The sequence below is a fragment of the Planctomycetia bacterium genome, from assembly GCA_016795155.1.
GTDB lineage: Bacteria > Planctomycetota > Planctomycetia > Gemmatales > HRBIN36 > JAEUIE01.
The window spans coordinates 43,372-68,720 of sequence record JAEUIE010000003.1; the positions used below are offsets into that span (position 1 = coordinate 43,372).

At 50.5% G+C, this 25,349-nt stretch carries 19 protein-coding genes; 10 read left to right on the plus strand and 9 right to left on the minus strand.

All coding sequences use genetic code 11. From position 1 onward, the window contains the following. Positions 1–31: 31 nt before the first annotated feature. Both JNJ77_01105 and JNJ77_01110 read right to left on the minus strand, forming a co-directional pair. Positions 32–4,636: a tandem-95 repeat protein gene (locus JNJ77_01105; GenBank protein ID MBL8821153.1), complete on the minus strand. Its 4,605-nt coding sequence runs from the start codon at positions 4,634–4,636 to the stop codon at positions 32–34. A 272-nt stretch (positions 4,637–4,908) separates the two neighbouring features. Continuing rightward, positions 4,909–5,808: a phenylalanine 4-monooxygenase gene (locus tag JNJ77_01110; GenBank protein ID MBL8821154.1), complete on the minus strand. Its 900-nt coding sequence runs from the start codon at positions 5,806–5,808 to the stop codon at positions 4,909–4,911. Positions 5,809–6,171: 363 nt separating this feature from the next. Here JNJ77_01110 and JNJ77_01115 point away from each other — a divergent pair, with 363 nt between their 5' ends. From JNJ77_01115 to JNJ77_01125, 3 genes are read left to right on the plus strand one after another with little or no spacing between them, the layout of a single operon-like run. After that, positions 6,172–6,540 (plus strand): VOC family protein, encoded by a 369-nt coding sequence (locus tag JNJ77_01115; protein MBL8821155.1) that lies wholly within the window; start codon positions 6,172–6,174, stop codon positions 6,538–6,540. Then, positions 6,537–7,442 carry an SPFH domain-containing protein gene (locus JNJ77_01120; GenBank protein MBL8821156.1) on the plus strand — a complete coding sequence of 302 codons (906 nt, stop codon included), beginning with the start codon at positions 6,537–6,539 and terminating at the stop codon, positions 7,440–7,442. The genes JNJ77_01115 and JNJ77_01120 overlap by 4 nt, the downstream gene beginning before the upstream one ends. Before the next feature lie 4 nt (positions 7,443–7,446). After that, positions 7,447–8,388 (plus strand): sugar kinase, encoded by a 942-nt coding sequence (locus tag JNJ77_01125; GenBank protein MBL8821157.1) that lies wholly within the window; start codon positions 7,447–7,449, stop codon positions 8,386–8,388. Between the two features lie 34 nt (positions 8,389–8,422). Here the strand turns inward: JNJ77_01125 and JNJ77_01130 are convergent, their stop codons facing one another. Beyond that, positions 8,423–9,607 carry a lactate 2-monooxygenase gene (locus JNJ77_01130; protein MBL8821158.1) on the minus strand — a complete coding sequence of 395 codons (1,185 nt, stop codon included), beginning with the start codon at positions 9,605–9,607 and terminating at the stop codon, positions 8,423–8,425. A 157-nt stretch (positions 9,608–9,764) separates the two neighbouring features. Here JNJ77_01130 and JNJ77_01135 point away from each other — a divergent pair, with 157 nt between their 5' ends. Together JNJ77_01135 and fbp are read left to right on the plus strand one after the other, a co-directional pair. After that, positions 9,765–10,436 carry an intradiol ring-cleavage dioxygenase gene (locus JNJ77_01135; GenBank protein ID MBL8821159.1) on the plus strand — a complete coding sequence of 224 codons (672 nt, stop codon included), beginning with the start codon at positions 9,765–9,767 and terminating at the stop codon, positions 10,434–10,436. Positions 10,437–10,504: 68 nt separating this feature from the next. Then, positions 10,505–11,539, plus strand: a complete 1,035-nt coding sequence (gene fbp, locus JNJ77_01140; GenBank protein ID MBL8821160.1) for a class 1 fructose-bisphosphatase — start codon at positions 10,505–10,507, stop codon at positions 11,537–11,539. Here the strand turns inward: fbp and JNJ77_01145 are convergent. Next, positions 11,536–12,300, minus strand: coding sequence for a class I SAM-dependent methyltransferase (locus JNJ77_01145; protein ID MBL8821161.1), 765 nt, complete (start codon positions 12,298–12,300; stop codon positions 11,536–11,538). The genes fbp and JNJ77_01145 overlap by 4 nt on opposite strands. Positions 12,301–12,557: 257 nt before the next feature. Here JNJ77_01145 and JNJ77_01150 point away from each other — a divergent pair, with 257 nt between their 5' ends. Then, positions 12,558–13,946: an alkaline phosphatase family protein gene (locus JNJ77_01150; protein MBL8821162.1), complete on the plus strand. Its 1,389-nt coding sequence runs from the start codon at positions 12,558–12,560 to the stop codon at positions 13,944–13,946. 431 nt (positions 13,947–14,377) lie between these two features. After that, positions 14,378–16,453, plus strand: coding sequence for a tetratricopeptide repeat protein (locus JNJ77_01155; protein MBL8821163.1), 2,076 nt, complete (start codon positions 14,378–14,380; stop codon positions 16,451–16,453). Positions 16,454–16,466: 13 nt separating this feature from the next. On the opposite strand, the gene JNJ77_01160 is transcribed toward JNJ77_01155, so the two are convergent. After that, on the minus strand, positions 16,467–17,735 hold the full coding sequence (locus tag JNJ77_01160; protein MBL8821164.1) for a DUF2029 domain-containing protein: 1,269 nt from the start codon (positions 17,733–17,735) through the stop codon (positions 16,467–16,469). Positions 17,736–17,820: 85 nt separating this feature from the next. Continuing rightward, the gene (locus JNJ77_01165) at positions 17,821–18,462 is read right to left on the minus strand and encodes a hypothetical protein (protein ID MBL8821165.1); all 642 of its coding nucleotides are present in this window, start codon (positions 18,460–18,462) and stop codon (positions 17,821–17,823) included. Positions 18,463–18,742: 280 nt separating this feature from the next. Here JNJ77_01165 and JNJ77_01170 point away from each other — a divergent pair, with 280 nt between their 5' ends. Next, positions 18,743–19,252 carry a transposase gene (locus tag JNJ77_01170; protein MBL8821166.1) on the plus strand — a complete coding sequence of 170 codons (510 nt, stop codon included), beginning with the start codon at positions 18,743–18,745 and terminating at the stop codon, positions 19,250–19,252. A 27-nt stretch (positions 19,253–19,279) separates the two neighbouring features. Here the strand turns inward: JNJ77_01170 and JNJ77_01175 are convergent, their stop codons facing one another. From JNJ77_01175 to aroE, 3 genes are read right to left on the minus strand one after another with little or no spacing between them, the layout of a single operon-like run. Next, entirely contained in the window at positions 19,280–20,392 is a 1,113-nt protein-coding gene (locus JNJ77_01175; protein ID MBL8821167.1) for a prepilin peptidase, read from the minus strand. A 58-nt stretch (positions 20,393–20,450) separates the two neighbouring features. Further along, entirely contained in the window at positions 20,451–21,014 is a 564-nt protein-coding gene (locus tag JNJ77_01180) for a shikimate kinase (protein MBL8821168.1), read from the minus strand. After that, positions 21,007–22,578, minus strand: a complete 1,572-nt coding sequence (gene aroE, locus JNJ77_01185; GenBank protein MBL8821169.1) for a shikimate dehydrogenase — start codon at positions 22,576–22,578, stop codon at positions 21,007–21,009. Before aroE ends, JNJ77_01180 begins: the two co-directional genes overlap by 8 nt. A 296-nt stretch (positions 22,579–22,874) precedes the next feature. Here aroE and JNJ77_01190 point away from each other — a divergent pair, with 296 nt between their 5' ends. Further along, positions 22,875–23,858 carry an ATP-binding cassette domain-containing protein gene (locus JNJ77_01190; GenBank protein MBL8821170.1) on the plus strand — a complete coding sequence of 328 codons (984 nt, stop codon included), beginning with the start codon at positions 22,875–22,877 and terminating at the stop codon, positions 23,856–23,858. Between the two features lie 155 nt (positions 23,859–24,013). Then, positions 24,014–25,318, plus strand: coding sequence for a DUF1501 domain-containing protein (locus JNJ77_01195; GenBank protein MBL8821171.1), 1,305 nt, complete (start codon positions 24,014–24,016; stop codon positions 25,316–25,318). Positions 25,319–25,349 lie beyond the last annotated feature (31 nt).

Below are 25,349 nucleotides of genomic sequence, written 5' to 3' on the forward strand. Positions count from 1 at the left end.
GTGGGTTTGTTGTATGAACTGTTTTCAGGCATTAGAATGGAGGTGGAACGACTAATCCTTTCTTAGCCAGAGCTGCAGTGAACAAGCCACCTTTGAAGTCGTTACCATAGTTGAAATCACTGGTACCGAACATCTCGAGCAGCGTTGTCGCATCATATATACGTGCTCTACTATTCAAACTGGTATTGGAGTTGGCAATACCTACAACAATGTCGAGTACCCCGTCGCCGTTAATATCACCAACAGCTACGCGTGCAGGGCCTGTGGTATTGGCAATCGTCAAATTCCGAGTAGGTTTGGACGTGTTGCCGTAGAAAATGCGTACTTGCCCATTTGCGTTGGCAGCTGCACCGGTTATGATGTCAGCCTTTCCATCACCATCCAAATCCCCCACTGCGACAAAGACACCGCCTGCAGGCATGGTGGTATAGGCATTAAAGCTGCGTAATCGTCCTGCAGTAGCAGTACTCGCGGCGGGGTTGTAAACCTGAACTACCGGCGTAGTAGAACCTCGCGAGACAATAATGTCATCGCGACCATCGCCGTTGACATCACCTGATGCAACGCGCACACCGCCCGTGAACGGTGTGAAGCCTCCTCGCCACCCAGCGAACTGTGCGCCGTTGATCCCGTTATAGGATCTGAACCAGGGCTGGCTTGATCCGGGATTGGCATCAGCGCCAGCAAGCAGATCCAGGGTACCATCTTTGTTGAGGTCGCCTACTGCAACATTAATTCCACCACGATATGTCGGGGCAAATGGCAGTATACCAGTTCCCAGAATTCCACTGAACTGATTTCCAGTAACGCCATCAAATACTCTAATTCCAGGTACTTCTCCTGAACCCGTATGGGGACCGGGTGCAGTGATGATATCGGGTATACCATCGCCATTCAGATCACCGGTTGCAACTCTTACACCGCCAGTGAAACTAGTCCCATACGGATTCAACGTAAATATTACCTGTCCCGTTTCGCCAGTCATCACTTTGAGTTCGCCACCATTATCCTGTCCAAGAATAATGCGACGTGCCGGGTTTGATGGAGGCGGAGGAGGCGAACCGACTGTAAGAGTTACGGTAGCGATGTTACTTAAAGCAATTCCGTCGCTGGCTCGATAGGTGAAGGAGTCCGTGCCCTGGAACCCTGGCAATGGTGTATAGCTGAAACTACCATTGGGATTGAGAAACAGAGAACCATTTAGCGGGCCAACAACCAATGATGCTGTCAGCAGGTTGCCATCAGGGTCACTATCATTCAGAAGAACGCCAGGTGCGCTCTGGAAGAAATTGATGTCTGAAGGCAGGCTATAAGCATCGTTGTTGGCAACAGGCGCTCGATTAAGCGAGAATACAGAAATGGTGACTGTGGCAGGTTCACTGAAACCAACACCATCACTTACTCGGTAGCTAAAAGAATCTACGCCGATGAAGCCATTGAATGCCGTATAAGTAAAACTGCCATCCGGATTGAGTTGTGCAGTGCCATTCAATGGTTGAGAAAGCAAAAGTGCAGTGAGCGGACCTGCATTTGGTGTAGAATCATTTGCCAGTACACCAGGCGCAAGCACATTGAGGGTTGGCTGGAATGTAGTGTACGAATCATCTAATGCATGTGGTGTATCTTGAACGGTGATGGTGACAGTAGACAGATTTCCGGTCAGCATACCGTCGAAGGAACGATAGGTAAATGAATCGATGCCTACAAAGCCAGGGTTGGGAACATATTTGATATAGCCATTTTCTGCAAAAGTAAGTGTGCCATTGGATGGGGAACTGACTAAATGAGCTTTGAGAACATCGCCAAACAATGGAGTATCAACATCGTAATCGTTTTGCAGAATACCAGGGTAAAAAAGTTCCAGGATGTTATTGCGGAGAATGGTGAAGTCATCCGGAACAGTAGTTGGCCGACGATCTACACGGATTGTTACGGTCCCAAGATTCCCGATTTGGTCAGGATTGCTTAAATTGAAGTACGGATCATTCCCACGGAATGTGAAAGAATCAATTCCAAAGAATCCTGGATTAGGCGTATAGGTGTAAGAACCATTGGGACTGAGGTTGAGAACTCCGTTGGTAGTTGAACTTACCAGGTTTGCTGTGAATACATCATTATCAAAGTCTGTTGCGCCACTTAGTGCATTCCCTGAAAGTGGAACACCGATTTCGGTAAAGACATTGGCACTTTGTACTACAGGTGGGGTATTTAACCGCAGATTGACTGTTGCCGGAGCACTGAAACCCTGTCCATCGTAAGTTCGGTATTGAAACGAATCGAGTCCTGAAGCGAGTGTGGGAAGGAAGGTAAAACTGCCGTTGGCACTAAGGTTCAAGGTGCCATAGTTGGGAGCGGACAGTAGCGAAGCGGTCAAGTTGCCAAAGGGTGTATCGACATCAAAATCATTACTCAATAAGCCAGGAGCATTTAGAGTAAAAAGGCGACCCGGTCGTGTGATGTAAATGCCATCATTGATGGCAGTTGGTGCATCATTCACAGAAGCGATGTTGATGTTTACCGTGGCCATGCTGGTACCGAATGAATTCGTGGCCATGTAGGTGAAACTATCGGAACCAAAAAAGTTGAGATCAGGTAAGTAAGTGAAAGAACCGGAAGGATTGAAGAATAGAGTACCATGGGAAACATTAGAAATTAGTTGTGCCGAAGTGGCGAATGCATCGTTGCCGAGCACACCCGGTGCATTGACAAAAAGTGGATTATCTTCGTTGATAAAGTAGTTATCGTTTGTGGCAACGGGAGGCGTTGCAAGGATTTCTCCGTAGAAATCGAGGCTGAATGAATTCAGCACTCCTTCGTCTAGGCCAACTGTATCAATGATCTGTAAAGTCCATGTCCCAACGGGGCTTTCACCCCAGTTGCGAACGGTCATGAATTTCCAATTAGACAAATCATCAATGCTGTCTGAAGGACGGGGTTCCACTACTGATACAGTTCCAGATGGTGACGTTAGAATGTACTTCAGATCACCGCGCCATGTATGTGAAACATCGACCGTGAATTCTACATGCTCAAGTATCATATCTTCAGTGGCATTAAAGGTAACCGTAATACCAGTGGGATCGGCATCTGGTATTGTGAGGCCTGAGAAGATAGTACCAGATGTTGCGGAAATCTGAGGGTCAACATGTTGCCAGTTAATAGCGGCATTGACTGCAGCCTCTGCATCGATCATTCCAAATCCATATTTATCATTGATCCAATAACCTGTTCCACCATTGTTTCGTGACCAGCCTGGATCAGTTGGATCTACTTGTCTAGCTGTTTCAGCAAGAATGTGTTGTACATCACGAGCAGTAAGATCTGGTCGTGCTTCGAGCATCAGAGCAATGACACCTGAAACAGCAGGAGTAGCAGATGAAGTGCCACCGAAGCTATTGGTATATCCTGGAACATTTGTACCAGCTGTTGTGGTGATACCCAGAGACCCGCCATCAGAAGGTGCGGAAATCAGGATATTTGCTCCACGTTCGCTGTAGAAGGAATGAATGCCATCGTTGGCTACGGCAGCTACACCAATGGCATAGCGAGAATTGGCAAAGCCATCATAATTCGAGTTATCTCTGTTGGGGCCGAAGAAATCACCATTTCCGCCAGCCCAAACATAGATAGAACCCAGCCCACCCCGACCATTTACATAATTATCTGCCATCGCAGCGAGCAGCAGAGGTCCGGGCCCGAATGCACTGGCACCATCATCAGTAGGCCCCCAGCTATTGGAATATATATCGGTGATATCACTGTGAAAAGAGAGAGCTGCAGCCATGGTTGCATCAGAAATACCACCTTCGATAAGGCGGATACCCATGATTTGAGCTAGAGGGGCTACGCCGCTGATTCCAACATTGTTATTTCCTCGACCTGCGGCAACACCTGCGACCGCAGTACCGTGATCGTCAAAGAGTGGCGTTGGATCATTGTCAGAATCGTTGAAATCCCAGCCGTACAAATCATCAACGAGTCCATTACCATCGTCATCGAGGCCGTTATTCAATTCACCAGGATTCACCCAGAAGTTTGGCTGTAAATCGGGATGAAGGAGTGTAACGCCCGTGTCAAGTACGGCAATCTGAACATTTTGACCCTGATAGGTATCCCAAACATTTACAACATTCATATCGATGCCAGGCTGCCCACCACCTTGACCGGTATTGAGCAGATGCCATTGGCTATTGAACAATGGGTCATTAGGGATGAATCGAGGTTGGTATTCGTGAGCCAGCAAAGGGTAGTAGAAATCGATCTGACCAGTATTTACACGTGATTGTAGCCAGCTTGAGATGACAGTAGGGGAGAGGTCATCCGAGAAAGTCCATTGAAAGGCATTTTCAATGATGCCGGTAGCACTAAATCCGGAAGTGCCTGCGGCGATGGAAAGTTGATGAGCATCTTGATTCTGATGCACTCCAACAATCCAATTTCCATCGTATCCACTGGATGCCGGTTGGCTAATTAGCCTTTGGAGTTCTGCAGACATCCACGAACGAGCAGATAAGTCAGGAATGTAAACACTGGCGGTCAGTAATGTTCGATCTTCCAGTGTTTCTAAACGAGGCTTAAAACGACGCAACGATAGGTCTAAATCCGCTGACTTGAAACGGCGATTCTGACGCAACATGGCAGCACTCCGGCGGGCGAGTCTTGTGAATAAATATGAAAATTGCGAGACTATAGAATCTCAGATTTGGAAGCTCGATGCAAGTATTTCAAATCTGTAATAGGCGAAAAATAGGTAAATATTATCGGTTGTAACGAGAAATCAGGGGCATAGTGCCACCATTTCATGCTGGTCGATGATTCAAAGAAAAATCCTAGTGCGAGTTGTAATAGAGATGCCATCGATAATGAAATCCGATGGTATTTATCATAATTAAGCGGTGAATAACGTTGTTACATCCCAGGAAGAACGGGAATGTTCAGTTTGCGGATGAGCTTTTCTATTTCCCTTCTCAGGAAGACAAAAGATGGGGCAATGAAGAGGTGATCCTGCATGCGCGAGGGGTCGTAATCGGTTTCGATTACTTTTTCTGTCACAAAGGGTTCGCGAATCACATCTTTGCCGAACAGCGAATTGGGGATTTCGCCAGTCGAGGAGAGTATGCCGGCTCCAAAGACTTTGGTTTCGCCCTGTTCTTCCATGAGGCCGAACTCGATACTGAACCAGCTGAATCTTTTCAGAAACAGCACATGGGCGGGATTCTTGGTGGTGGTAGCCGCTTTGCCGATGAGTGTCAGTAGCTCAGCATAGTCCTGATTCATGAGCGGAGGCACATGCCCCAGGCAGTCGTGAATCATGTCGGGTTCGGGTGTAAATTCCGGATGCGAACCATGGCGAATAAACTGAGTTACTGGAAAACCGCGCTCAGAGATGTAGCCATAAAAAGTTCGGTATGCAATGGGTCCCTCGGCAGGCACCAGGTGCATGTTCGTGACTTTTTTTACTTGATCGCTCAGCAATCGCAGTTGGGGGATTTCCGTTTCACTGATGCCCAGTTCACGTTTGGCCTTCAGGTAAATGGAACAGGCGTGCTTGACGTGGAGTTCACCCAGCAATGGGCTGACTTCCCGCCAGATGCGGGTTTCCTCGGGCGTGTATTCAATCATGGGTGGCCCAAGGTTCTGCAGTCGATGCTTGCGGCACAGGTCAAAGAGGTAATTACGTCGGGTAATGTAGTCCTGGTCATGTTCGCCTGGATGATTCGCTTCCAGTTCCAGAATGTCCGGATCGGGAGGCTCAATCATCTGATTGGCATCAATGACGACTCCATATTCGGTCAATGTTTCTTTCATGCTTACTTACCCGCAGAGGTCCCTAGACATGATACTAACCCGCAACAATAACTATGCGGCGAATTGGCACGGTTAGCGTGAGTACACGCAAACCGTGGCACCCGTTTCGCATGACTTCCTATGCGTGGGCACTTAGTAATATATTCATTCAATAACACAGTAGCCAGAAGTCTGACAGAGCAGTTTGTTCACTCATCTAAGTTAGTGTGCAAGAGTGACTATGCGAACTGCTTTAGAGCGTCTCGTAAACGTACACCCCTCACCCCAACACCTCTCCCTCTTGGGGAAAGGGTAGAGGTATTTCTATTTGTTTTCCATGTTCACCCTGATTAGACTCGATGGATACATTACCAGGACGTTGACATGTTCCTTGGCTTGCGAACCGCACTTTATCCTGCTCCTGATCTTGAACGAGGCAAAGCCTGGTACAGTAAAGTGCTTGGCGTCAAACCCTATTTTGATCAGCCTTTCTATGTTGGCTTTTCCGTTGCTGGATATGAACTAGGCTTGGTGCCTGATGCAGAACCAGGGATAACAGGCACACAGGCTTATTGGGGTGTAGCAGATGCGGAGAAAGAACTAGAACGGCTGATGAGCCTGGGAGCATTATTGCATGAGTCTCTCAAGGATGTGGGAGAGGGAATCAAGGTTGCATCCGTTCTTGATCCTTTTGGCAATGTTTTCAGCATCATTGAAAATCCGCACTTCAAATTAACTGAGGTTCGTCCATGATTCCCTACTTCAAAGGCCAGCCGACCGATTACATCCTCCGCTATTCCGGTGGTCGACTTAGTAATAGTGGACTTGGGTTGGCGTTCTTCTATTGGCGTTACAACACGCAAGTGGTTGCGGTTCCCACACAAAGCCAGGATGCCAGCTTTGTGTTTAATGAACTGACCAGCGATTTTCAGGAAGTTACGCTGCAGGGGCAAATTACTTTTCGCATCATCAATGCCAAGCTCACTGCTGAGCTGTTTAATTTCACCATTGATCCGATGAAGTATCGTTATCTGAGTGAAGATTACGACAAGCTGGGGAAGCGACTGACGAATCTGGTGCAGCTTGAGACCCGTGCAGAGGTTTCGCAAAGAACTCTGCAGGAATCGTTGCGTGATGCATCGAGACTCTCGAAAGTAGTGCTGGAGAAACTGCGATCTGGTTCGCTGCTTACCAATCTGGGCGTGGAGATGCTCAGTGCTGATTTCCTTTCGGTGCGTGCCAAGCCTGAAGTGGGTAAGGCTCTTGAAGCAGAGCTCCGGGAAGCATTGTTACGGAAAGCAGATGAAGCGATCTATGCACGGCGTGCTGCGGTGGTGGATGAGGAAAAGCACATCAAGGAAAAGGAGCTTGCTTCGGACAAGGCACTCGAAGATCAGCGTAAGGAACTGATTGCCTTGCAGGGAGCCAATGCGTTATCGGAAGCAGAGAACAATGCTCGCGCTCGCGAGGTTTCTGCCGAAGCAGAAGCCAAGGCAGCGGAAATGCAGATGGTTGTCTTCAAAGACATGGATCCCCGCAAGCTGTTAGCTTATGCGATCAAGGAAATGAGCCAAGCGAACATTGGGCAGTTGACTATCACTACTGAAGTTCTCGCCAACCTGTTGCAGGAAGCTCCAGGCAAGGCACAACGGTAACAACATGCCATTGGTGACCAGCTTTCAGAAAGTTGTTATCGTCACGCGCAAAACGCAGCTCGAGGAATTGATCGAGCAGCATGGCACGCGTGATCAGGCGGCATTTATCCTGCAGCGGCGCGGCCAGTCTATTAACGATGTGCTGGATTCCCATCACCGCTATTCCCAATCGCTGGCCCAGTTGAAAGCAGCGATACCGTCTCAAGTTCGGCAGCAGGTGATTGAGCGACAATTTCTACCTAATTTTCTGTTCGGTCCGCATGACTTGATCATGACACTGGGGCAGGACGGCGTCGTCGTCAACACTGCCAAGTATCTGCAGCAACAGCCTATTTTGGCGTTCAATCCCGATCCTGGAAGGATTGACGGCGTGCTGATTCCTTTCAAACTGGATCATGTTGAAGATGCTGTTATCAGTGCCCTGAGTGGCAAAATGCCTCACAAGTCCATTACTCTGGCTCGTGCCGAGTTGGAGGACGGCCAAACGCTTGAGGCAGTCAATGATCTGTTTATTGGAATACAAAGCCATGCATCTGCCCGCTATCAGATAGCGTTCAATCAGAAGAAAGAAGAACAGTCTTCGAGTGGCATCATCGTTTCCACCGGTGCTGGTTCAACCGGTTGGTATCGTTCCATTCTGACGGGAGCTTATGGAATCTCGCAGAATTCGAGGGGTGCGTTGAACTTTCAGGACAAATATCGGTTTGCGGTTGATGCGAGAGAGTTGCGGTTCAATGTCAGGGAGCCATTCATCAGTCAAACTTCACAAGCGAATCTCATTTCTGGTCGAATTACAGAAAAGCAATCGCTTGAAATTGTGTCGCGTATGCCTCAGCATGGGATCATTTTCAGCGATGGCATGGAAGCAGATTTCCTCAGGTTTGACAGTGGCATGCGGGCCAACATTCGAATTGCCGACCGTTCGGTGACGATGTTCTGGAAGTAAGTCTCGGACTTATTCGAACAGACTATCCTACTTGTCAACTGTTTCTTACTAGGTGATTGCGAGATAATTCTGACAAACTGGCACAACCCATCAGGCCAAGTGTCAGGTCGGTATCTGCCAGCAGATTCATCATGATATTCTGAATTCCTGATGCGCCATCGAGAGCCAGGCCATAACAATAAGGCCTGCCTACGAGAACAGCTTGCGCACCGAGTGCCATGGCTTTGATGACATCAGCACCGCGACGGATACCACTGTCAAAGAGCACAGGAATTTTTCCCTGTACCGCATCGACCACATTCGGAAGGGCATCGAGCGATGGGATAGCTCCATCGAGTTGACGGCCTCCATGATTGGAGACAACGATTCCGGACATTCCCAGATCGATAGCGCGACGGGCATCTTCCGGGTGCAGGACGCCTTTCAAAATAATTGGCAACTTGGTCTGTTGGCGAATCCACAGCAGATCATCCCAGGTAAGGGCAGGGTTCGAGAACACTTTCGCAAAAGTCAGTATGGCTTTACGAGGATCAGTTCGCGGGTCGCCCCCGACCAGCTTTTGGAATACTGGATCGCTGAAGTAATTGGCCAACCCAGCCCCTTTGAGAAAAGGGAGATAGGCTTGTTGCAGATCACGCTCGCGCCAGGCAAGCAGATATGTATCGAGAGTTATCACCAGTGCAGAATAGCCAGCCTGTTCGGCACGGTGGATCAAGCTGGCAGCCAGGTCGTTGGAAGCAGGCCAGTATAACTGAAACCAGCGCTGACCATTGCCCGAGGTCAGGGCCACCTGTTCAATCGGCTTGGATGAAACTGTGCTGAGCACAAATGGAATGCCCAAGGCGCCTGCAGCCTGGGCGACTGCGAGTTCCGCTTCGGGGTGAACAATTTCGAGCACTCCTACCGGGCCCAGGATGACTGGCCAAGGGTGGTGATGGCCCAGGAGTTGCACGCTAAGGTTTCTCTGCTGAACGTTACGTAGGAAACGAGGAACGATTCTCCACTTTTTGAATGCACCCACATTGGCACGGGCGGTATCTTCGCTACCTGCACTGCCTGCGACATACCCGAATGCTCCTGGATTCATTTTGGCCTGTGCCTGCTTTTCCAATTCTTCAAATGACAGAGGAATACTCGGCAGTTGTCCCTGTAAGCCCTGCTGGTATATCTGCATCTGCCTGTCTATTCCCCAGGATATTGGTGGAGTTGCTTCAGCCATGTACTTTCCTTTCAATGAACTTGCCTCCATGCTAACGCTCTATGCTGCAGGATCAATGAGATTTCGATGACTTTGTCATTCCAGTGACTGTGCCTCTATCCTTGCAGTGACTAACAGGTTACACTGCAAGATGTCCATCCCATCGAAAGGAATAGCCATGACTCCCATGTTTCCTCCTGTGCAACGTCGTCATTTCCTCGCTGGTTTGGGAGTTGCTGGGTTGGCACTGTTCACACCCGGGGTAATGGCGGATGAACTGACCAAGACGCCGAAGATGACAGAAGGTCCTTTCTATCCTGACAAGTTGCCTCTCGATACAGACAACGATCTCATTATCATCAATGACCAGTTGACCCCTGCTGTCGGGCAGATTACCCATCTCACAGGAAAGATTTTGTCTGCCAACGGCAGCCCACTGCGTAATGCAGTCGTGGAAATCTGGCAGGTTGATAATCACGGGGCTTACATCCATTTAGGTAGCAACAACGGCGGCAAGCGAGATAAGAACTTTCAAGGTTTTGGCAGATTTGTCACCAGTTCCACCGGCGAATACTATTTCCGCACCATCAAGCCGGTACCCTATCCGGGGCGTACGCCTCATATCCACATGATGGTGAAGGTCAAAGGACAGCCTAAGTTCTGCACGCAGTGTTTCATCAAGGGTGAACCACAAAATGATCGCGATGGTGTACTTCGAGGCATTCGCGATCCAAAGGCGAAGGAATCGGTCATTGTCGATTTTGCTACCGTTCCTGGTTCAAAACTGAATGAAGTGGCAGCCAGGTTTAATGTGGTTCTGGGATATACGCCGGAGGATAAGCACGGGTAGGCAATCTTCTCGCCACGCATGATGCAATCGGCTATCATAAGTTCGTCGTAGTTACATGGTATCGACCCATGGAAGCCATCACGCGCAAGTTCATATCCAATCCAGTTATCACGGTACAGCAGCACATCCTTCAGGAACAGATGCGTTTTCCTGAAGCGTCGGGTGAATTCTCCTGGCTGCTTTCCGGCATCACGTTGGCGACCAAACTCATTCAGGCCCGTATTCGGCGGGCAGGGCTTTCCGATATCCTTGGCGAGCATGGTAATACCAACGTGCAGGGAGAAATGCAGCAGAAGCTCGACATCTATGCTGATGAAGCCCTGATGCACAGTCTGGGTTGTCGTGGCAGCATTGGTGTGATGGCTTCTGAAGAAAACGAAAGCCCGATCATTCTCAAACAGCATAGTTCCCCTGAAGCCAAGTATGCGGTGATATTCGATCCACTCGATGGGTCTTCGAATATCGATGTCAATGTCAGCGTAGGTACGACGTTTTCCATTTTCCGCAAGCCTCACGATGGCCCTGGTGGTGATCCCGTCTCCTGGTTTCTGCAGCCTGGTTCCAAGCAGGTTGCTGCAGGTTATGTCGTGTATGGCTCATCCACCATTCTTGTTTACACTGCCGGCAAAGGGGTGCATGGCTTCACGCTCGACCCAGCCATCGGCGCGTATGTACTGAGCCACGAGAACATCAAGATGCCTAAGCAGGGCAGCTACTATTCGGTAAACGAAGCGAATCGCGAAGGTTTTCCCAAACCTTACCGAACATTTCTGGAAAACCTGCGACTGGGGAAACTGAACCGGAGCTATTCCACGCGGTACATCGGCTCGATGGTGCCTGACTTTCATCGCACTCTGCTCAAGGGTGGTATCTTCCTTTATCCACCCACGAAGAAACACCCCGATGGCAAATTGCGTTTGCTCTACGAAGCCGACCCGGTTGCGTTTATTGCAGAGCAGGCAGGGGGCATGGCAACAAATGGCTCGCAGCGCATACTGGACATCAACCCCAGCAGCATCCATCAGCGTACCAGTTTAGCGGTTGGCAGCGTGGTAGAGATGGAAGAATTGGCGAGGTGTATGCGGGAAGCAGTCAGTAGCTAGACGGCGATTCTTCCCCAGTGTATCCACACTTCTAAATCGAACTGTACTTTGCCATCGATGGCGTTTGCGTCAAAGAGTTGCTTCATCTCATTCATGAACGGTGCATAGTTGGCATCGGTGGGCTTGGGGATGTATGATGCGGATTGAATACGGGCATCGAAGTATTCCCAGTTGAGCTGCTGTGGGTTAGGCAGCGTGGCATCATGGTAGCCGTTGATGAAGAAATGAGCAGAACGCTCAGGGCTGCGGTAGAGTTCGGCGAGCTTGTGATATTCCGGGCAGTACTTTCTCAGGATAGCTTCGTAACCCTGGTGCAACGGTGATGCGTTATGGTTGCGGTGGTTCCACATGGCCACGAACCAGCCGGGCGGCTTCAGGATTCGCTGCATTTCGGTTCGCGTGGCATCGAGATCGAACCAGTGAAACGCCTGGGCAGCCATGGCGACGTTGACACTTTGGGCCGGCAGCGTGGTGGCAGTAGCGGTGCCTTTTACGGATTGAAAGTTCGTGTAGGTTTTCAGGAACGTATCCCCTTCGGCATGCATGGGATCATTGGGTTCAATACCAATCACCGAGTACCCTGCATGCAGAAAGGGGAGGGCAGACAAGCCAGTGCCGGAGCCGATGTCGGCAATGATGGAGCCGGGCTGAATGACGTGATGTTGCTGGAGGAAGGTGACAACCGAATCGGGATAGCGAGGCCTGGCCCTGGCGTAGACTTCGGCCTTGGTGCTGAAACGGGTGGTGGCGTCGGTGAACATGGGATAATGCACAGGTGAAAGTTCTTACGGCTATGAGGTTTATTCTATGGTTTGTAGTCCTCACGCTCCGTCGTGAGGACGCGGTGATGAGCGTACGTTGCATTAGAAACAAAACAGCACGCGGCAGCCACAGTTTCTGCAAGACGTTGAAGTATCAAGTTACTGACGCACACTATTGCACGTCCCGTCATCTCGACGGAGCGAGATGACTACAATCAATGGCGGATGAGTACAAATCGGTTTCATATTCTAATGGGATGAAATCGAATACGCCGCTGATCCTGATCAATGCCGTAGGACTGACACGTCGATGGCTTGATGATGCGCCGGTGCTGGCATCGCTCGCGGAATCAGGCTGGGTATCTACTCTGAAAGAAGTTCTGCCTGCGGTTACCTGCACGGCCCAGGCTTCCATCCTTACCGGCAAATCTCCTCAGGAGCATGGCATCGTTGCCAACGGCTGGCTGTTTCGCGACACCATGGAAGTGCGGTTCTGGCAACAGTCGAACCATCTCATGCAAGCGGAGCCGTTTTATGTGACCGCAAAAAAAGAGGCGGATAAAGAAGGTCGCCGTTTTCGATGTGCCAAGCTGTTCTGGTGGTTCAATCAGGGGGCGGATGTTGATTTCAGCATTACGCCCAAGCCACATTATGGTGCAGATGGCAACAAGGCATTCGGCATCAGTGGTCAGCCTGATGGTTTGTGTGAAGGCATTGAGCGGGCAATAGGCAAGTTTCCATTTCCGAGTTTCTGGGGGCCTAAATCCGGTATCAAAAGCACAGCATGGATTGCCCAGTGTGCAGCGAAGGTGGTGCGTGATCATCAGCCTGAATTGACACTCGTTTATTTGCCTCACCTGGATTATGAACCGCAACGGCGTGGGCCTTCAGGCTGCGACATGAAAGCTCAGGTCATGCAACTGGATGATAGTTTGCAGCCGCTAGTCGAGGCAGCGGGAAAGATTGGCGCACGCATCTGGGTGGTAAGTGAGTATGGCCACTGCGATGTGGATCGGCCTGTCTTTCTCAACCGGGAGTTGCGAAAAGCAGGTTGGTTGCAGGTCAGACTGGGGCCATTCGGTGAACAGCTCGAGACGTTTGCCAGCGATGCGATTGCAGTGTGTGATCATCAACTGGCTCATGTCTATATACGCAAGCCAGAGTTGGTAAGCACCATCCGTGACAGATTGGCGAGTATCGCTGGTGTTGATCGGGCCTTGATGGGTGCGGAGCGGGCAGCGATCGGGTTGGATCACCCGCGCTCCGGCGAGATCATTTTATTATCGAAGCCAAACGCCTGGTTTGCTTATCCGTTCTGGCTGGAGGATAAGCTCGCTCCCGACTATGCCCGTTGCATCGACATTCATCGCAAGCCGGGGTTCGATCCCTGTGAGTTGTTTTTTGATCCGAAACTGTTGTGGCCCATGGGGCGGGCCATGCGTCGATTAACACAGAAGAAGTTGGGGTTCCGAACATTGTTCGATGTGATTCCACTGGATGCAAGTTTAGTGCGGGGCAGTCATGGATTAGCTGCTGGGCATGAGTATGATCGGCCGGTGCTGATTGGCGATGGCCCTTCGCCCGGAAGTGAGATGTCGATGCTGGGGGTGCGAGAAGTCGTTCTGTCGGCGTTGCGGGACGGATAAAAAGAACCCCTCACCCCCAACTCCTCTCCCCTCCAGTGGAGTAGGGAGAATAGAAACAAACAGGTAAGCGGTACTGCCGCTTACCTGACGAGGTCCTGAGCGTAAAAAATCTTACTTGCGGTGCCTGATCTTGGCTCGCATACGTCTCTTTTTGCTGCCAACTTTTCGTCGGCCTTTGCCCCTTCGCCGTGCCATACGCTTTACTCCTGGTGATAAACCCTCATTTTCGAGGTTTATCCATCAATACAGACAAGATTATTGCGAAAGATCATGGTATCGAGTACGCCAACATTGACAATAGGTGCCTGGAAGTTGTCAGATAAAGTGGGAATTACGTGAGAGTGGCATTTAGCCCCTTCTCCCGCTCCGCTGCATGTTTTAGGATACAGGTTCACGGAGAAGTTGAAGAACGCTCACCGAAGGATAGATCGATGGCGCTTGATGCGTATAGTCCCTGTTTGTGTGGCAGCGGCAAAAAATTCAAATGGTGCTGTGCTCCCATTTTTGAGCAGGTCGAAAAAGCCTTCGCGCAGGAACACAACAAGCAGCATGCGGTGGCTCTCAGTCAGATGCAGCAGTTAACCACCCAGCATGGCAAAAACAGCGCTGTCTGGTGTTACCTGGCCGATCTGCTCATGATGCAGAATCAATTTGAAGAAGCAGCAAAAGCCCTGGAACAGGCTCTGCGTCTGGACAGTAATAATGCGAAGGCTCATTATCTTCAGGGAGCCTTGTTCCACGAAAAACAGCAGGTGTCTGAAGCGCTACATCATTATCGCCTGGCAGCTGATGCCTGCGACCCCGCTGCGTCGGAAATGATGGCAGACATTCATCTGGGTATCGCCCAGTGTGAAACCATCAGGCATCATCCATTTGCAGCCAAGGCTGCTCTCGATGTGGCTCACCGATGCATGCCCAGTAACGAAGCCATTCAGGATTATCTGAACCGTTACTATGGGGTGAAGAGCGAGTATCCTGCGATTGTTCGAAAGAATCATCCGTTCAAAAAGATGATCAAGAAGGATGCATTGCCCCTGGATGTGCAGCAGGCCACGCAAGGCGGCAAGCTCGGAAAACTGCATCAGTTGATGGAGGGCCTGGTTCAAAGGCTGTCTTACGATCCTGCGTTCTTTTATAACCTGGGACTCACCAGGGCCTGGGTTGGCGAGAACCAGGGCGCCATCGATGCCTTAGATGAATATGTTCGTCAGGCAAGTGATGAGCAGGAAGCCATTGAAGCGTGGTCGCTGGCGGAAGCCGTGCGACTGGATGGTGGTCAGGATGTTGCAAGTGACTATCCGCTGCACTTTATTCTGTATCAACTCAAGGATGCAAGACGATTTGTATCGAAAGTGCAGCATGACCAGCGTGTGGTCGATGCCAATCAGAATGAAATGATTGTGCAGTTCAATAGGTTAGATCGGCCTATGCCAGCTGTTTCCGAAAACCTGGCAACTTTTGATTTGCCGATTGTTACCCTGCGGTTTGTTTTTCACATTACCTCAGGCGTGTTGATGGCTTACAGCCTGGATGCCAAGTCACTGGAACTGGGCAGACAGGATTTTGAAGCAGAGTATGGCAGCCTGATTGAAGTGCAGAAAACTTTTGAGCAGCCTGGAACCTACCTGCATGTTACGCAAGGTATTTTCGATGTGCGTTTGCCGGAGGGACTGACACCAGAGCAGAGTGATCGCTTGCTCAAAGAGAAAATGCGGTCTTATTTTGAAGACAAGTGGTGCCAGCGTCCACTGCACTCGCTGAAAGGCAATACGCCGCTGGATGCTGTCGGGCATCCGGTGCTTCGCCGCAAAGTAGCGGGAAGTATCCTGCTGATTGAACAGTTGTTGAATACGCTCAGCGCTAAACTGCCATACACAATGGATGAACTCCGTCACAAGCTGGGGTTGGATCAGGCGCTAAATGGCGGGGATTTACCCGTTGTGACTTCCATTGGAAACATGAATGCTGCGGAGTTGTCGGGGTTATCGATAGAATCCATCAGCGATGAAGAATTGAAGCAGGCATTTACCGCAGCTAAGCGACTGGATGCCAACGAGCTGGCCACACGGTTTGCCCAGGAGTTGGTGAATCGTGGGACAAGCAATCCAGACATTGATTGTTTCATCTACGACCAGCACATTATTTTCCAACTGCTTGGTGAAGATCGTGTGGAGCGGGCCTATGCCAGTACTTTGAAGATGATCGACCGCGACGCGAAACAGAATGGCGGCAAGCGTTCGGCAGATTATCGCAAGTTGCGAGTGAAAGTGTTGCTGGCAGGGAAGCGGTTGCCTGAAGCACGGCATGAGCTGGACAAGTTGCTCTCTGAAAAAGGGGATGACCTCGATTTGCATGTTTTTGCTACCGAAGAACTGTTACGGTTCGGTCATAAGGAACTGGCCAGCAAATATGCTGGCGGGGGCAAAGCAGTGGCGGCCAGGAAACAAGATCGCGACAGGCTTGGATTCTTTGAAGATATTCAGAAAAGATACGGTGAGAAATCGTAACCTGCCAAAGGAATCAGGCTGCTCGTGCCAACGGAATGGTTTGCTGGGGTAAGTCAGTAGACTGCACCTGACGGTGCAATGTTCTAACCGACCAGATTTGCATCCCCCAGAGTAGTAATGCAGAAGCCAGGGGGATACTCGCTGTACCGGGTTGATTCACCACTAGGGAAAGTAACAGCCCGCTGCTGGTGAGCAACAAGCCAAGTAACCTCCAAGGTGTAACATTCATCAAAGAAATCATCATGGCGGGAAGGAACAGTAGCGCATGGTGTAGTTCATAAACCGGACTCGCCATAACCAGGATGATCAGCAGTGAACAGCCTGTCTGAAACAGTTGCAAAGATGATGGACGTACAGTACGCCATGACAGAAGAGTAATCGCTGTCAGCAGGCCAATCATGCCGAGGTGCGAAAACGAAAAGTAGTGTGGAGAGCCACTGTTGCCTAGTGTGCGAAGTAATCCAGCAGAGAGTGAAGCATTGGTACTACTGGTGGCAATGTGTTGTAATGGTTGCTCAATGCTCTTGAAATAGTGTTCATTGAGTCGGCTGGTTCGCTGGAAGCCGAAGAAAATACTGGGAAGCAGAATCAGGGACAATGCCAATCCAAGAGCGGTGCCGAGCGTCATCAAGCGGTCACGGCGATAGATAGCCAAGATCAGCAGATAAACGGGAAACAGCTTGATGGCAATGGCCCCGGCCAGCCAGCAACCCGATTGAAATGATCGATGCCCCACGGCTGCCAAAAGCCAGCCCGTCAGGAGGAAGAGCATAATAGCATCACTTTGAAATTGAGAGAGCGAGGCATAAATCGGCCCGGCACATAAGAGCATGGGAGTCAGGCGATGATGCCACCATGTGAAAGTGGTTGGTGATGCTTCCTGTTGTGATTCCAGATAACAGGCCAGCCGATGAAGAGTCAGGCATAGCGCAGTCGCCAGCAACAACAGCAACAGGAAGAGCGCGATTGGTCGGGGAAGAATTCCTTCCGTACTGGATTGTGCCGGTGGTTGCCCGAGGGGGGACAGCAGGATAGCAACCAGTGGGGCGCCGTGGAAAACTTCTCCATGATCATCGGAAACGTGATAGATGTTCTGATCAGCACGCACGGCCCAACCTGCACTCAAGGCAGAATTCAAAGATGGTGTAGCTGTGGCGTTGAAGTAGAGGATGCAGAACAGAAAAATCAGGCTGAGAATTGCCAGAACAGTGAGAAATACGTTGCGTATAGACCATGACAAACCGTAAAACGGCTGGTTCATCCAGCGAATGAGCGTTGTCACGGTGATGCACTGCTCCGGGAGAGTATCTACTTCTCTCTCGGCAAAACCCGTGCCCCATTTGAGTCTGTTTAACGAATCTCAGGAATTAGTGGGGCTTGTCCAGTTGTTCAACTATGGCAAGCAGCGCATCCGCTTCAGTCACGCCCTGGGCTTCAATGCGTCGCAGTTGATCAGGCTTGTCCGGTGTCGGGAAATGGCCTACTGCTTCCCATGAGCCGTTTCCTATGGGCTTGGTGCGTAGACCGACAACGCCATGTTGTATCATTCGCTGCTTGTATTCCTGAACGATCTGTGGATTGCTGGCAGGAACATACCCTTGGGCTGGTTGTACCTGGCTGTCCTGCACGGGTAGTGGCTTCACTTCTTTTACCTGGTTCGTCAGATTGGCAGTGCCTGGAGAGATGCCAGCAATCGGTTCAGTTGGTGGTGGAGATGATGGTTTCTGCTGGAAGTTAAGTGGCCCAATGCGTTCCGCGGAGGTCGGCTGACGTTGACCGGTTGGTGTAGCTGAAACCGGGTTTGTAGCACCAGGCGGAGCACCAACTGTGGGTTGAGCCTGGTTACTGGCTACAGCAGGTGGTGCAGACTGCCCGGCAGGTGGTTTGGAGGTTCCACTAAACAATGGATCAGGATTATCCACTGCAGTGGCAGGAATACGATCAGAATGGGGTGCCTGGCAGCCAATCATCAGCGACAGCATTATGCAGCCAGTAAACATGCGGGTCATGTGACCATCCCCGTGAATAAACTTCAAGCCGGGGGATATAGCCAGTCTGGCGAGTGTTGTCAATGTGGTTCGCTAAGCTCAAATTGGTTATCGAGATGGGTACAACGGTTTCGTCGTACTCTACGTAACCGTGCTGAGTTAACGTGGCGAGGTACACAAAGTCACAGCAAACTTGCATTGTTACGCTGAGTACAGCGAAACAATGAAGTTATAGGAAGCCGAGGCACCGGACGAGTAAAGCGAAGTTACCAAGCAACACCTCTCGTACGGAGTCCTCGGCATGGCTCATGCTTACATAGCTCTCGATACTCATTGTAGCACCACTGACATGGTAACTATCAATGCCTCTGGCAAAGTGATCAAGCAGGATCGATTCTCCACCACGATACCTTCCTTGCTGCAGATGATCACGTCGGTTCCCCGGCCACGGTCGGTGACCTTTGAAGAAGGCCCGCTGGCAGGTTGGCTGGCTCGTCATTTGCGTGGTGTGGTTGATGAACTGGTGGTCTGCGATCCGCGAAGCAATGCGTTGATTGCCAAAGACAGTGACAAGGACGATCCGCTGGACGCCATGAAACTGGCACAGCTCTTTCGTGGTGTTTACCTGAAGCCTGTTCATCAGGCGGCTACCGAGGAACGTGCTCTTTTGAAGCAACACGTAGCGCTCTATCACGACCGGGTGCGTGACCGCGTTCGACAAGGGCATCAGATCATTGCTCAACTGTGTCGTCATGGCGTGATGGCATCCATCGAGGAGGTCATCGAGGAATCTGCCCGTGGCACCCATTAAGCATGCCAATGGAGTGTTGCAGGTGCCCTACTTAGCGGTCGCAATCGGGCGAAAGGCCACGCGGAGGAATCTGATTACCATGCAGGCATTGAAGCACATGAACAGGAAAAAGAACACAGCTCCTGCGACATAGAGTGAATTGAAGAAATAGGGCTTGGACAAATCGTGCAGACGGACAAAGTCGAAGAGTACCAGCACCGCGCCGCCAGCCAGAGGTGGCCCAAAGGGCAGTTCACTGGTGCCTTTGAACAAAAATGAAACGAGAACGTAAATCAAACCAAGAATAATGGCATAGCCCATGACCATGACCAGCGCCTGCCAGCCCAGGAATGCCCCAATGAGCATCAGCAAATCAGCGTCACCGAGTCCCAAGGCTTCCTTTTCGTAGGCCCAGGAAAAGAGGCTGCGTAACACACGGATCAACGCTGTGCCAGCCAGCGCACCAATCAGTGAAGTCAGGAAACCAACGTACCATGCATAGGGCTCTGGTGTGCCAACGAATGGCAGCGTAATATCGGAAAGTGGTGCCCAGAATGGCCAATAATGTAACCCACCCATGAAAGTGGTCTGTACGGTTGGATTGTCAATGGCGAGCGGCCAGGGCCAGCCAACGAAACTGCCTCCGATAATTCCAATCGCGATACCCGGAACAGTAATACGGAGCGGAATTTCCCGATGATCAAAATCGGTGAATGTTGCAACGATCAGGAAACAAAGAAACGTAATGTGATAAAGCCACATCAGGAACAGCTTCATGGCAGCTACGCCACGATAGGGAGAGTCAGGAACAGTGGTGTTGCGCAGATCCAGGTACCAATAGAATGTGACAGCAAACAGAATGGCAGTGAAGAGTTCAATCCAGAAGTATCGGCTGGAGAACTTCACGCCGCACGACCGGCATTTGCCGCCCAGAATCCAGAAACTGAGCAGGGGTAAATTATCCGATTTGCGAACAGGTTGAAAACACCGGCTGCAACGAGAACCTGGCCACCACATGCTCTTTTCCAGAGGCATGCGGCAGATACAGACATTCAGCAGGCTCCCCACCATGGCTCCGAGGATAAAGATGAACGGCACAAGTACGATGGGGTATTCAAATGGCTTGGAAAAGAACAGATTGAATGAACTGTAAAGATCCATGCACTATGCCCTGTCAATTAATGTTGTGATTGCATTACTACTATGAAAATAACAGCAATTATGCACGGTGTATAGCGTTGTCGGTGGTTAAATAACTGATAACTTTTTCAGCCAGTTCATCCAGCGTGTGATGTTCAGTATCGAGCACCAGATGGGCTGTGGATTCATAATGTTTCTGCCGTTGTTTCAATAGAGTCGTAATTTCGTCAATCAAAGGCAATGATGTCAGGGCGGGGCGGAGTGTGGGATCCTGCTCAATGCGATGAACCAATGTCTGTGGACTTGCCTTGAGCCAGATGACAATCCCGGTGGATTGAAGCAATTGTCTGTTTGCTGGATCAAGGACAATGCCGCCGCCGGTGGATACCACCAGCGAATGATGGCTTGCAATATCAGCCAGCACTGCAGATTCCATTTTGCGAAAGGCTGATTCGCCTTGAGATTTGAAAATATCAGAGACGGAAATCCCTTCCAGGCTTTCAATGAGGTAATCCAGATCAACCCATTCACGGCCCAGTCGTTTGGCGATGAGTGGAGCAAGAGTCGTTTTCCCTGCTCCGCGATAGCCGATCAAGTAGAGATTTCCGGTTCCTAATGGAGAGTGTTTTTCAGTATTAGTCATCGAATTCAAGATAATCTGATTCAATGGATTCCAGTTCAGGTTCCGGTGGTTTCATGGGCAGTGCAGGGTTGGGTGAAACAGGGGAGATCTGTTTGCGCACTGCATCCGTCATCACTTCAATGGGGGCAGCCTGGCCAGTAAAGAGCTGGAACTGTTCAGCTGCCTGGCGGATGAACATTTCTACGCCGGAAACCACTCGACAGCCACGGTCGCGAGCTTCACGGATCATCATGGTTGTTTCTGGATGATAGACACAATCCATGACAACCAGGCCGGGGCGAAAGACGCTGGCATGCAACGGGCTTTCATCGACGTTGGGGTGTTGACCTATGGGAGTGCAGTTGATAATGATTTCACAATGCTGGGCATTGCGGGCGTTCCAATCAACCGCTCGGCAGCCGATTTCATCAGCCAGGCCCAGACCTTTTTCAAGCGTACGATTGGAGATGATGACCAGCGCGCCGGCCCGGTGCAACCCATGCGCCAGCGTTCGGGCAGTGCCTCCTGCTCCCAGAATCAGCACTTGTCGGCCATGAACCGAATCGCCTGATTCCATGGTAGCCATGGCATTGCGTAATGCAGCAAGTGCTGCTGGAAAATCAGTGTTGTAGGCTCGGAAGCCTCCAGGAATGGGAATCAGTGTGTTGCCTGCCTTGCATGCGGTAACGATTTCATCCCGCTCGTTGCTGAAATCATGCACCGCTTCCTTGTGCGGCATGGTAACGCTGTAACCACTGACAGGAATTTTGGAAAGGGCCTGCAGCGTATCAAGAAAATCGTTGCGAGGCACTTTCATCGGAACATATACGGCATTGATGCCCAGATGCTGAAAGGCGGCATTATGGGCCACCGGGCTCATGCTGTGCTCGATGGGATCACCCATCACGCCATATACTTTCGTCTCACGATTGATGTTGTCGTAGAAATAGACATCGCGCATTTCTTCAAACGAAAACATTCCAGGCGCAATCCCCCGTTCCTTGTTGAAGGCGGCGTAGGTAAATGGTGCACCATACTTCGCACCCAGAATGCGGCTCGGTAAACCATAATCACCCATGGCAATGGCTACTGTTGGGATTTTGCCATGCTTCATCAGGCGAATGACGCGCCAGACATCCTGGGGCTTATCGATCTTCACTGCGACTTTCAGAACATCTGCATCCTGGTGATGCATCTTCTCGAAAATCTCTTCCAGATTCTTGGGTATCTCGACGGGATTATGGTAGCTGACGATGCGTTTCACTTTGCCAAATCGTTTGACCTTGTCAGCAATGTCTGTTTCGATGTCGACCCAGTCAAAACCTCCGACGATGGCCAGGCGCATCAGCATCTGCCGTTCATCCTCTGTTTTCGACCATCGGCCACCATCTTCACGTCGCCGTATGGTAGCCACCATGGGACAGCGTTTTTCAGCCATCAGTCGCTTGAGATCAATAGACCGAGCCAGAAAATCCATACGCAGTTCAATCATCTGGGCACCAGCTTCAGCGGCCAGTTGACATTCCAGCATCATCATTTTGTGGCGAGTGCGTCCAATGCTGACGCAGATCATAATCTGCTCCATGCTCCATGAGTGTGGCTGATTATCAGCATAACTTAAGATTATCGAGTATTCATCAATGTTTTCACAATTGAAGCGTGAAAAAGCCAAGAGTAATGTCAGATAATTCCAACTATGACACTGTTTGTTGTGTGGAATGAATCATGCAGTGGAATAATTGCATTCACGCTGGGGTTGGCAAGGTTAGCGTGAGTACACGCAAACCATGCACCCGACCTGTCGTGGAACCCAAAAGGCAATGGTTTTCAGACCCCTCTCCGCTATATCAACTGGATACTCACGTTTCAGGTCGGAAAGATATGTCATTTTTGCACGTGCATCAGTTGTCGAAAATTTACAAGGTTTATCAGAAGAAAACAGGTTTACTGGGTGCCATGAAAGGGCTTTTTCACCGCGAACACAAGGAAGTGAAAGCGGTGGCGGATGTCAGCTTCACCATAGAACCGGGTGAAATGGTGGCTTTCCTTGGGCCAAACGGCGCTGGCAAAACGACGACACTCAAAATGCTGGCTGGATTGATCTATCCTACAACTGGCACGGCCCAGGTGATGGGGTTCACGCCGTGGGATCGAGTCGATGCTTTCCGCCGACAGTTTTCGCTGGTTATGGGGCAGAAAAACCAGTTGTGGTGGGATTTGCCCGCTGCAGACAGCTTTCAACTGCACCGTGAAATCTATTCGCTTGACAAGTCGGAATGCGACCAGACTATTGGTGAATTAACCGAACTGTTTGGAGTCAAGGAATTGACTCGCCAGCCTGTCAGAGAATTATCGCTTGGCGAGCGTATGAAAATGGAGTTGATAGCGGCACTGCTGCATAAACCCAAGCTGTTGTTGCTTGATGAGCCTACTATTGGCTTGGATGTGGTGGCCCAGGTCAAGATTCAGGATTGCCTGAAGGAGTACAATCGTACTCGTGGCGTGACCATGCTGCTGACCAGCCACTATATGCGCGATGTGGAAGCACTGTGCAAGCGGGTGTTGGTGATCAATCACGGGCAACTGGTCTTCGATGGCCCGCTGGCAGGCATCGTCGAACGCTTTGGTCAGGAAAAAATCATCAAGTTGCAGTTTCATGAGCATGTGCCTGATTCACTCAGTACATTCGGTTCGCTCTTGTCAAGCAAAGGGCCTACTGCAGAAATCAAGGTTCAACGAAGCAAAGTGGCTCAGGTTTTGAACAATGTGCTCGATCAGTTTGAAGTGGTTGATGTCAGCGTCACTGATCCACCTCTGGAACAGATGATCGCGCAGGTGTTTGCGGAAGGGGCTAAAGCCACGTGATCATAGGAATACAACTGTCGGGCAGAGCCAAAATGGCCGATTCTATGTTAATAATGAATTGACCCGTACCGGCCCAGCGTTATAGTAGATTATCCCTCCTGCTGCCGTTCGACTCGGTTGCAATTCCGCCAATTTACTTGATCGGTAAGTCAGTCATGTTCACACTATTCAATCAGCTGCGAAATCAAGCCTGTGATGGTTCGAGCCGTCGTGACTTCCTTAAGGTTGGCACCCTTGGGCTGAGTGGCATTGGTCTAGCTGATTTGCTCAAGAGCAAAGCCCATGCAGCGGAGTTGGGAAAATCTTCACCATCAAAATCAGTGATCTGGCTGTGGCTGGGCGGTGGCGCGAGCCATGTCGAAACGTTTGATCCCAAGATAGATGCACCCATCGAGTATCGCAGCGTGACGGGTGAATCCAAAACCAGAATCCCAGGCGTTTCTATTGGTGGTACGTTACCTCGCATTGCCAGTGTTGCGGACAAAATGATTTTTGTCAGGTCATTTAACCATAATAATGCTGGCCATGCTGGTGGCACTCACTGGGTGATGACCGGTTTCAATCACGCACCTGCTGATAATGGTGCTGCTCCGATTAAGCCGTCATTGGGTTCTGTGGTATCGCGTATGCGCGGGCCTAATAATGACCGAGGCATACCTACCTATGTCAGGCTGAATGGAATCTACGCAGACGGCCCGGCTTGGCTGGGTCATGCCTATGCGCCATTCGATACCAGTGGTCGGGCACGGAGCAACATGAACCTGAAGATGTCTGCTAGTCGATTGGAAGACCGCCAGTTGTTATTGAATTCACTGGATCAGATGGATCGAGACCTGGACAGTACAGGTTTGCTGGAAGGACTGGATAGTTTTGAAAGCCAGGCATTTCAATTGATCAAGAGCGGGGCACGCGAAGTCTTTAATCTGGAAAAGGAAACGCCAAAACTCCGAGAGCGCTATGGCCGGAGCAATCTGGGTACGCAACTCCTTTTGGCCCGTCGATTGTGTGAAGCAGGCTGTGGATTTGTTACCGTTCAGTATGGCGGTTGGGATATGCATACTGACATCAAGCGAGGCATGAACCGCACCAGCCCTGCACTCGATACCGCAGTATCAGCATTAATTGAAGATCTGACTGTTCGAGGCATGCTCGACAATGTCCTGCTGGTTATTACTGGTGAGTTTGGTCGCACGCCCCGCATCAATGCATCGGGTGGCCGCGATCACTGGTCGCGATTGAGTACACTGGCCTTGGCTGGTGGCGGCTTGAAGCTGGGGCAGGCTTACGGTGAATCAACCACGAAGGCTGAAGCGCCCCGCAGTAAACCTGTTTCTCCCGAAGATCTGATGGCAACGATTTGCCATGTCATGGGAATTAATCATCGTGAGCAATTCAAAGATCCTACAGGCCGTCCGGCTTATCTGGTTGAAACGGGTAAGATCATTGAAGGTATTGTTTAAACTGTAATCGATGCGTTAGGTTATCAGCCTG

Bases quoted from the DNA above. Each gene is read 5' to 3' on its own strand.
- JNJ77_01105 (MBL8821153.1), bottom strand. From the start codon at position 4,636: ATGTTGCGTCAGAATCGCCGTTTCAAGTCAGCGGATTTAGACCTATCG.
- JNJ77_01110 (MBL8821154.1), bottom strand. From the start codon at position 5,808: ATGAAAGAAACATTGACCGAATATGGAGTCGTCATTGATGCCAATCAG.
- JNJ77_01115 (MBL8821155.1), top strand. From the start codon at position 6,172: ATGTTCCTTGGCTTGCGAACCGCACTTTATCCTGCTCCTGATCTTGAA.
- JNJ77_01120 (MBL8821156.1), top strand. From the start codon at position 6,537: ATGATTCCCTACTTCAAAGGCCAGCCGACCGATTACATCCTCCGCTAT.
- JNJ77_01125 (MBL8821157.1), top strand. From the start codon at position 7,447: ATGCCATTGGTGACCAGCTTTCAGAAAGTTGTTATCGTCACGCGCAAA.
- JNJ77_01130 (MBL8821158.1), bottom strand. From the start codon at position 9,607: ATGGCTGAAGCAACTCCACCAATATCCTGGGGAATAGACAGGCAGATG.
- JNJ77_01135 (MBL8821159.1), top strand. From the start codon at position 9,765: ATGACTCCCATGTTTCCTCCTGTGCAACGTCGTCATTTCCTCGCTGGT.
- fbp (MBL8821160.1), top strand. From the start codon at position 10,505: ATGGAAGCCATCACGCGCAAGTTCATATCCAATCCAGTTATCACGGTA.
- JNJ77_01145 (MBL8821161.1), bottom strand. From the start codon at position 12,300: ATGTTCACCGACGCCACCACCCGTTTCAGCACCAAGGCCGAAGTCTAC.
- JNJ77_01150 (MBL8821162.1), top strand. From the start codon at position 12,558: ATGAAATCGAATACGCCGCTGATCCTGATCAATGCCGTAGGACTGACA.
- JNJ77_01155 (MBL8821163.1), top strand. From the start codon at position 14,378: ATGGCGCTTGATGCGTATAGTCCCTGTTTGTGTGGCAGCGGCAAAAAA.
- JNJ77_01165 (MBL8821165.1), bottom strand. From the start codon at position 18,462: ATGACCCGCATGTTTACTGGCTGCATAATGCTGTCGCTGATGATTGGC.
- JNJ77_01170 (MBL8821166.1), top strand. From the start codon at position 18,743: ATGGCTCATGCTTACATAGCTCTCGATACTCATTGTAGCACCACTGAC.
- JNJ77_01175 (MBL8821167.1), bottom strand. From the start codon at position 20,392: ATGGATCTTTACAGTTCATTCAATCTGTTCTTTTCCAAGCCATTTGAA.
- JNJ77_01180 (MBL8821168.1), bottom strand. From the start codon at position 21,014: ATGACTAATACTGAAAAACACTCTCCATTAGGAACCGGAAATCTCTAC.
- aroE (MBL8821169.1), bottom strand. From the start codon at position 22,578: ATGGAGCAGATTATGATCTGCGTCAGCATTGGACGCACTCGCCACAAA.
- JNJ77_01190 (MBL8821170.1), top strand. From the start codon at position 22,875: ATGTCATTTTTGCACGTGCATCAGTTGTCGAAAATTTACAAGGTTTAT.
- JNJ77_01195 (MBL8821171.1), top strand. From the start codon at position 24,014: ATGTTCACACTATTCAATCAGCTGCGAAATCAAGCCTGTGATGGTTCG.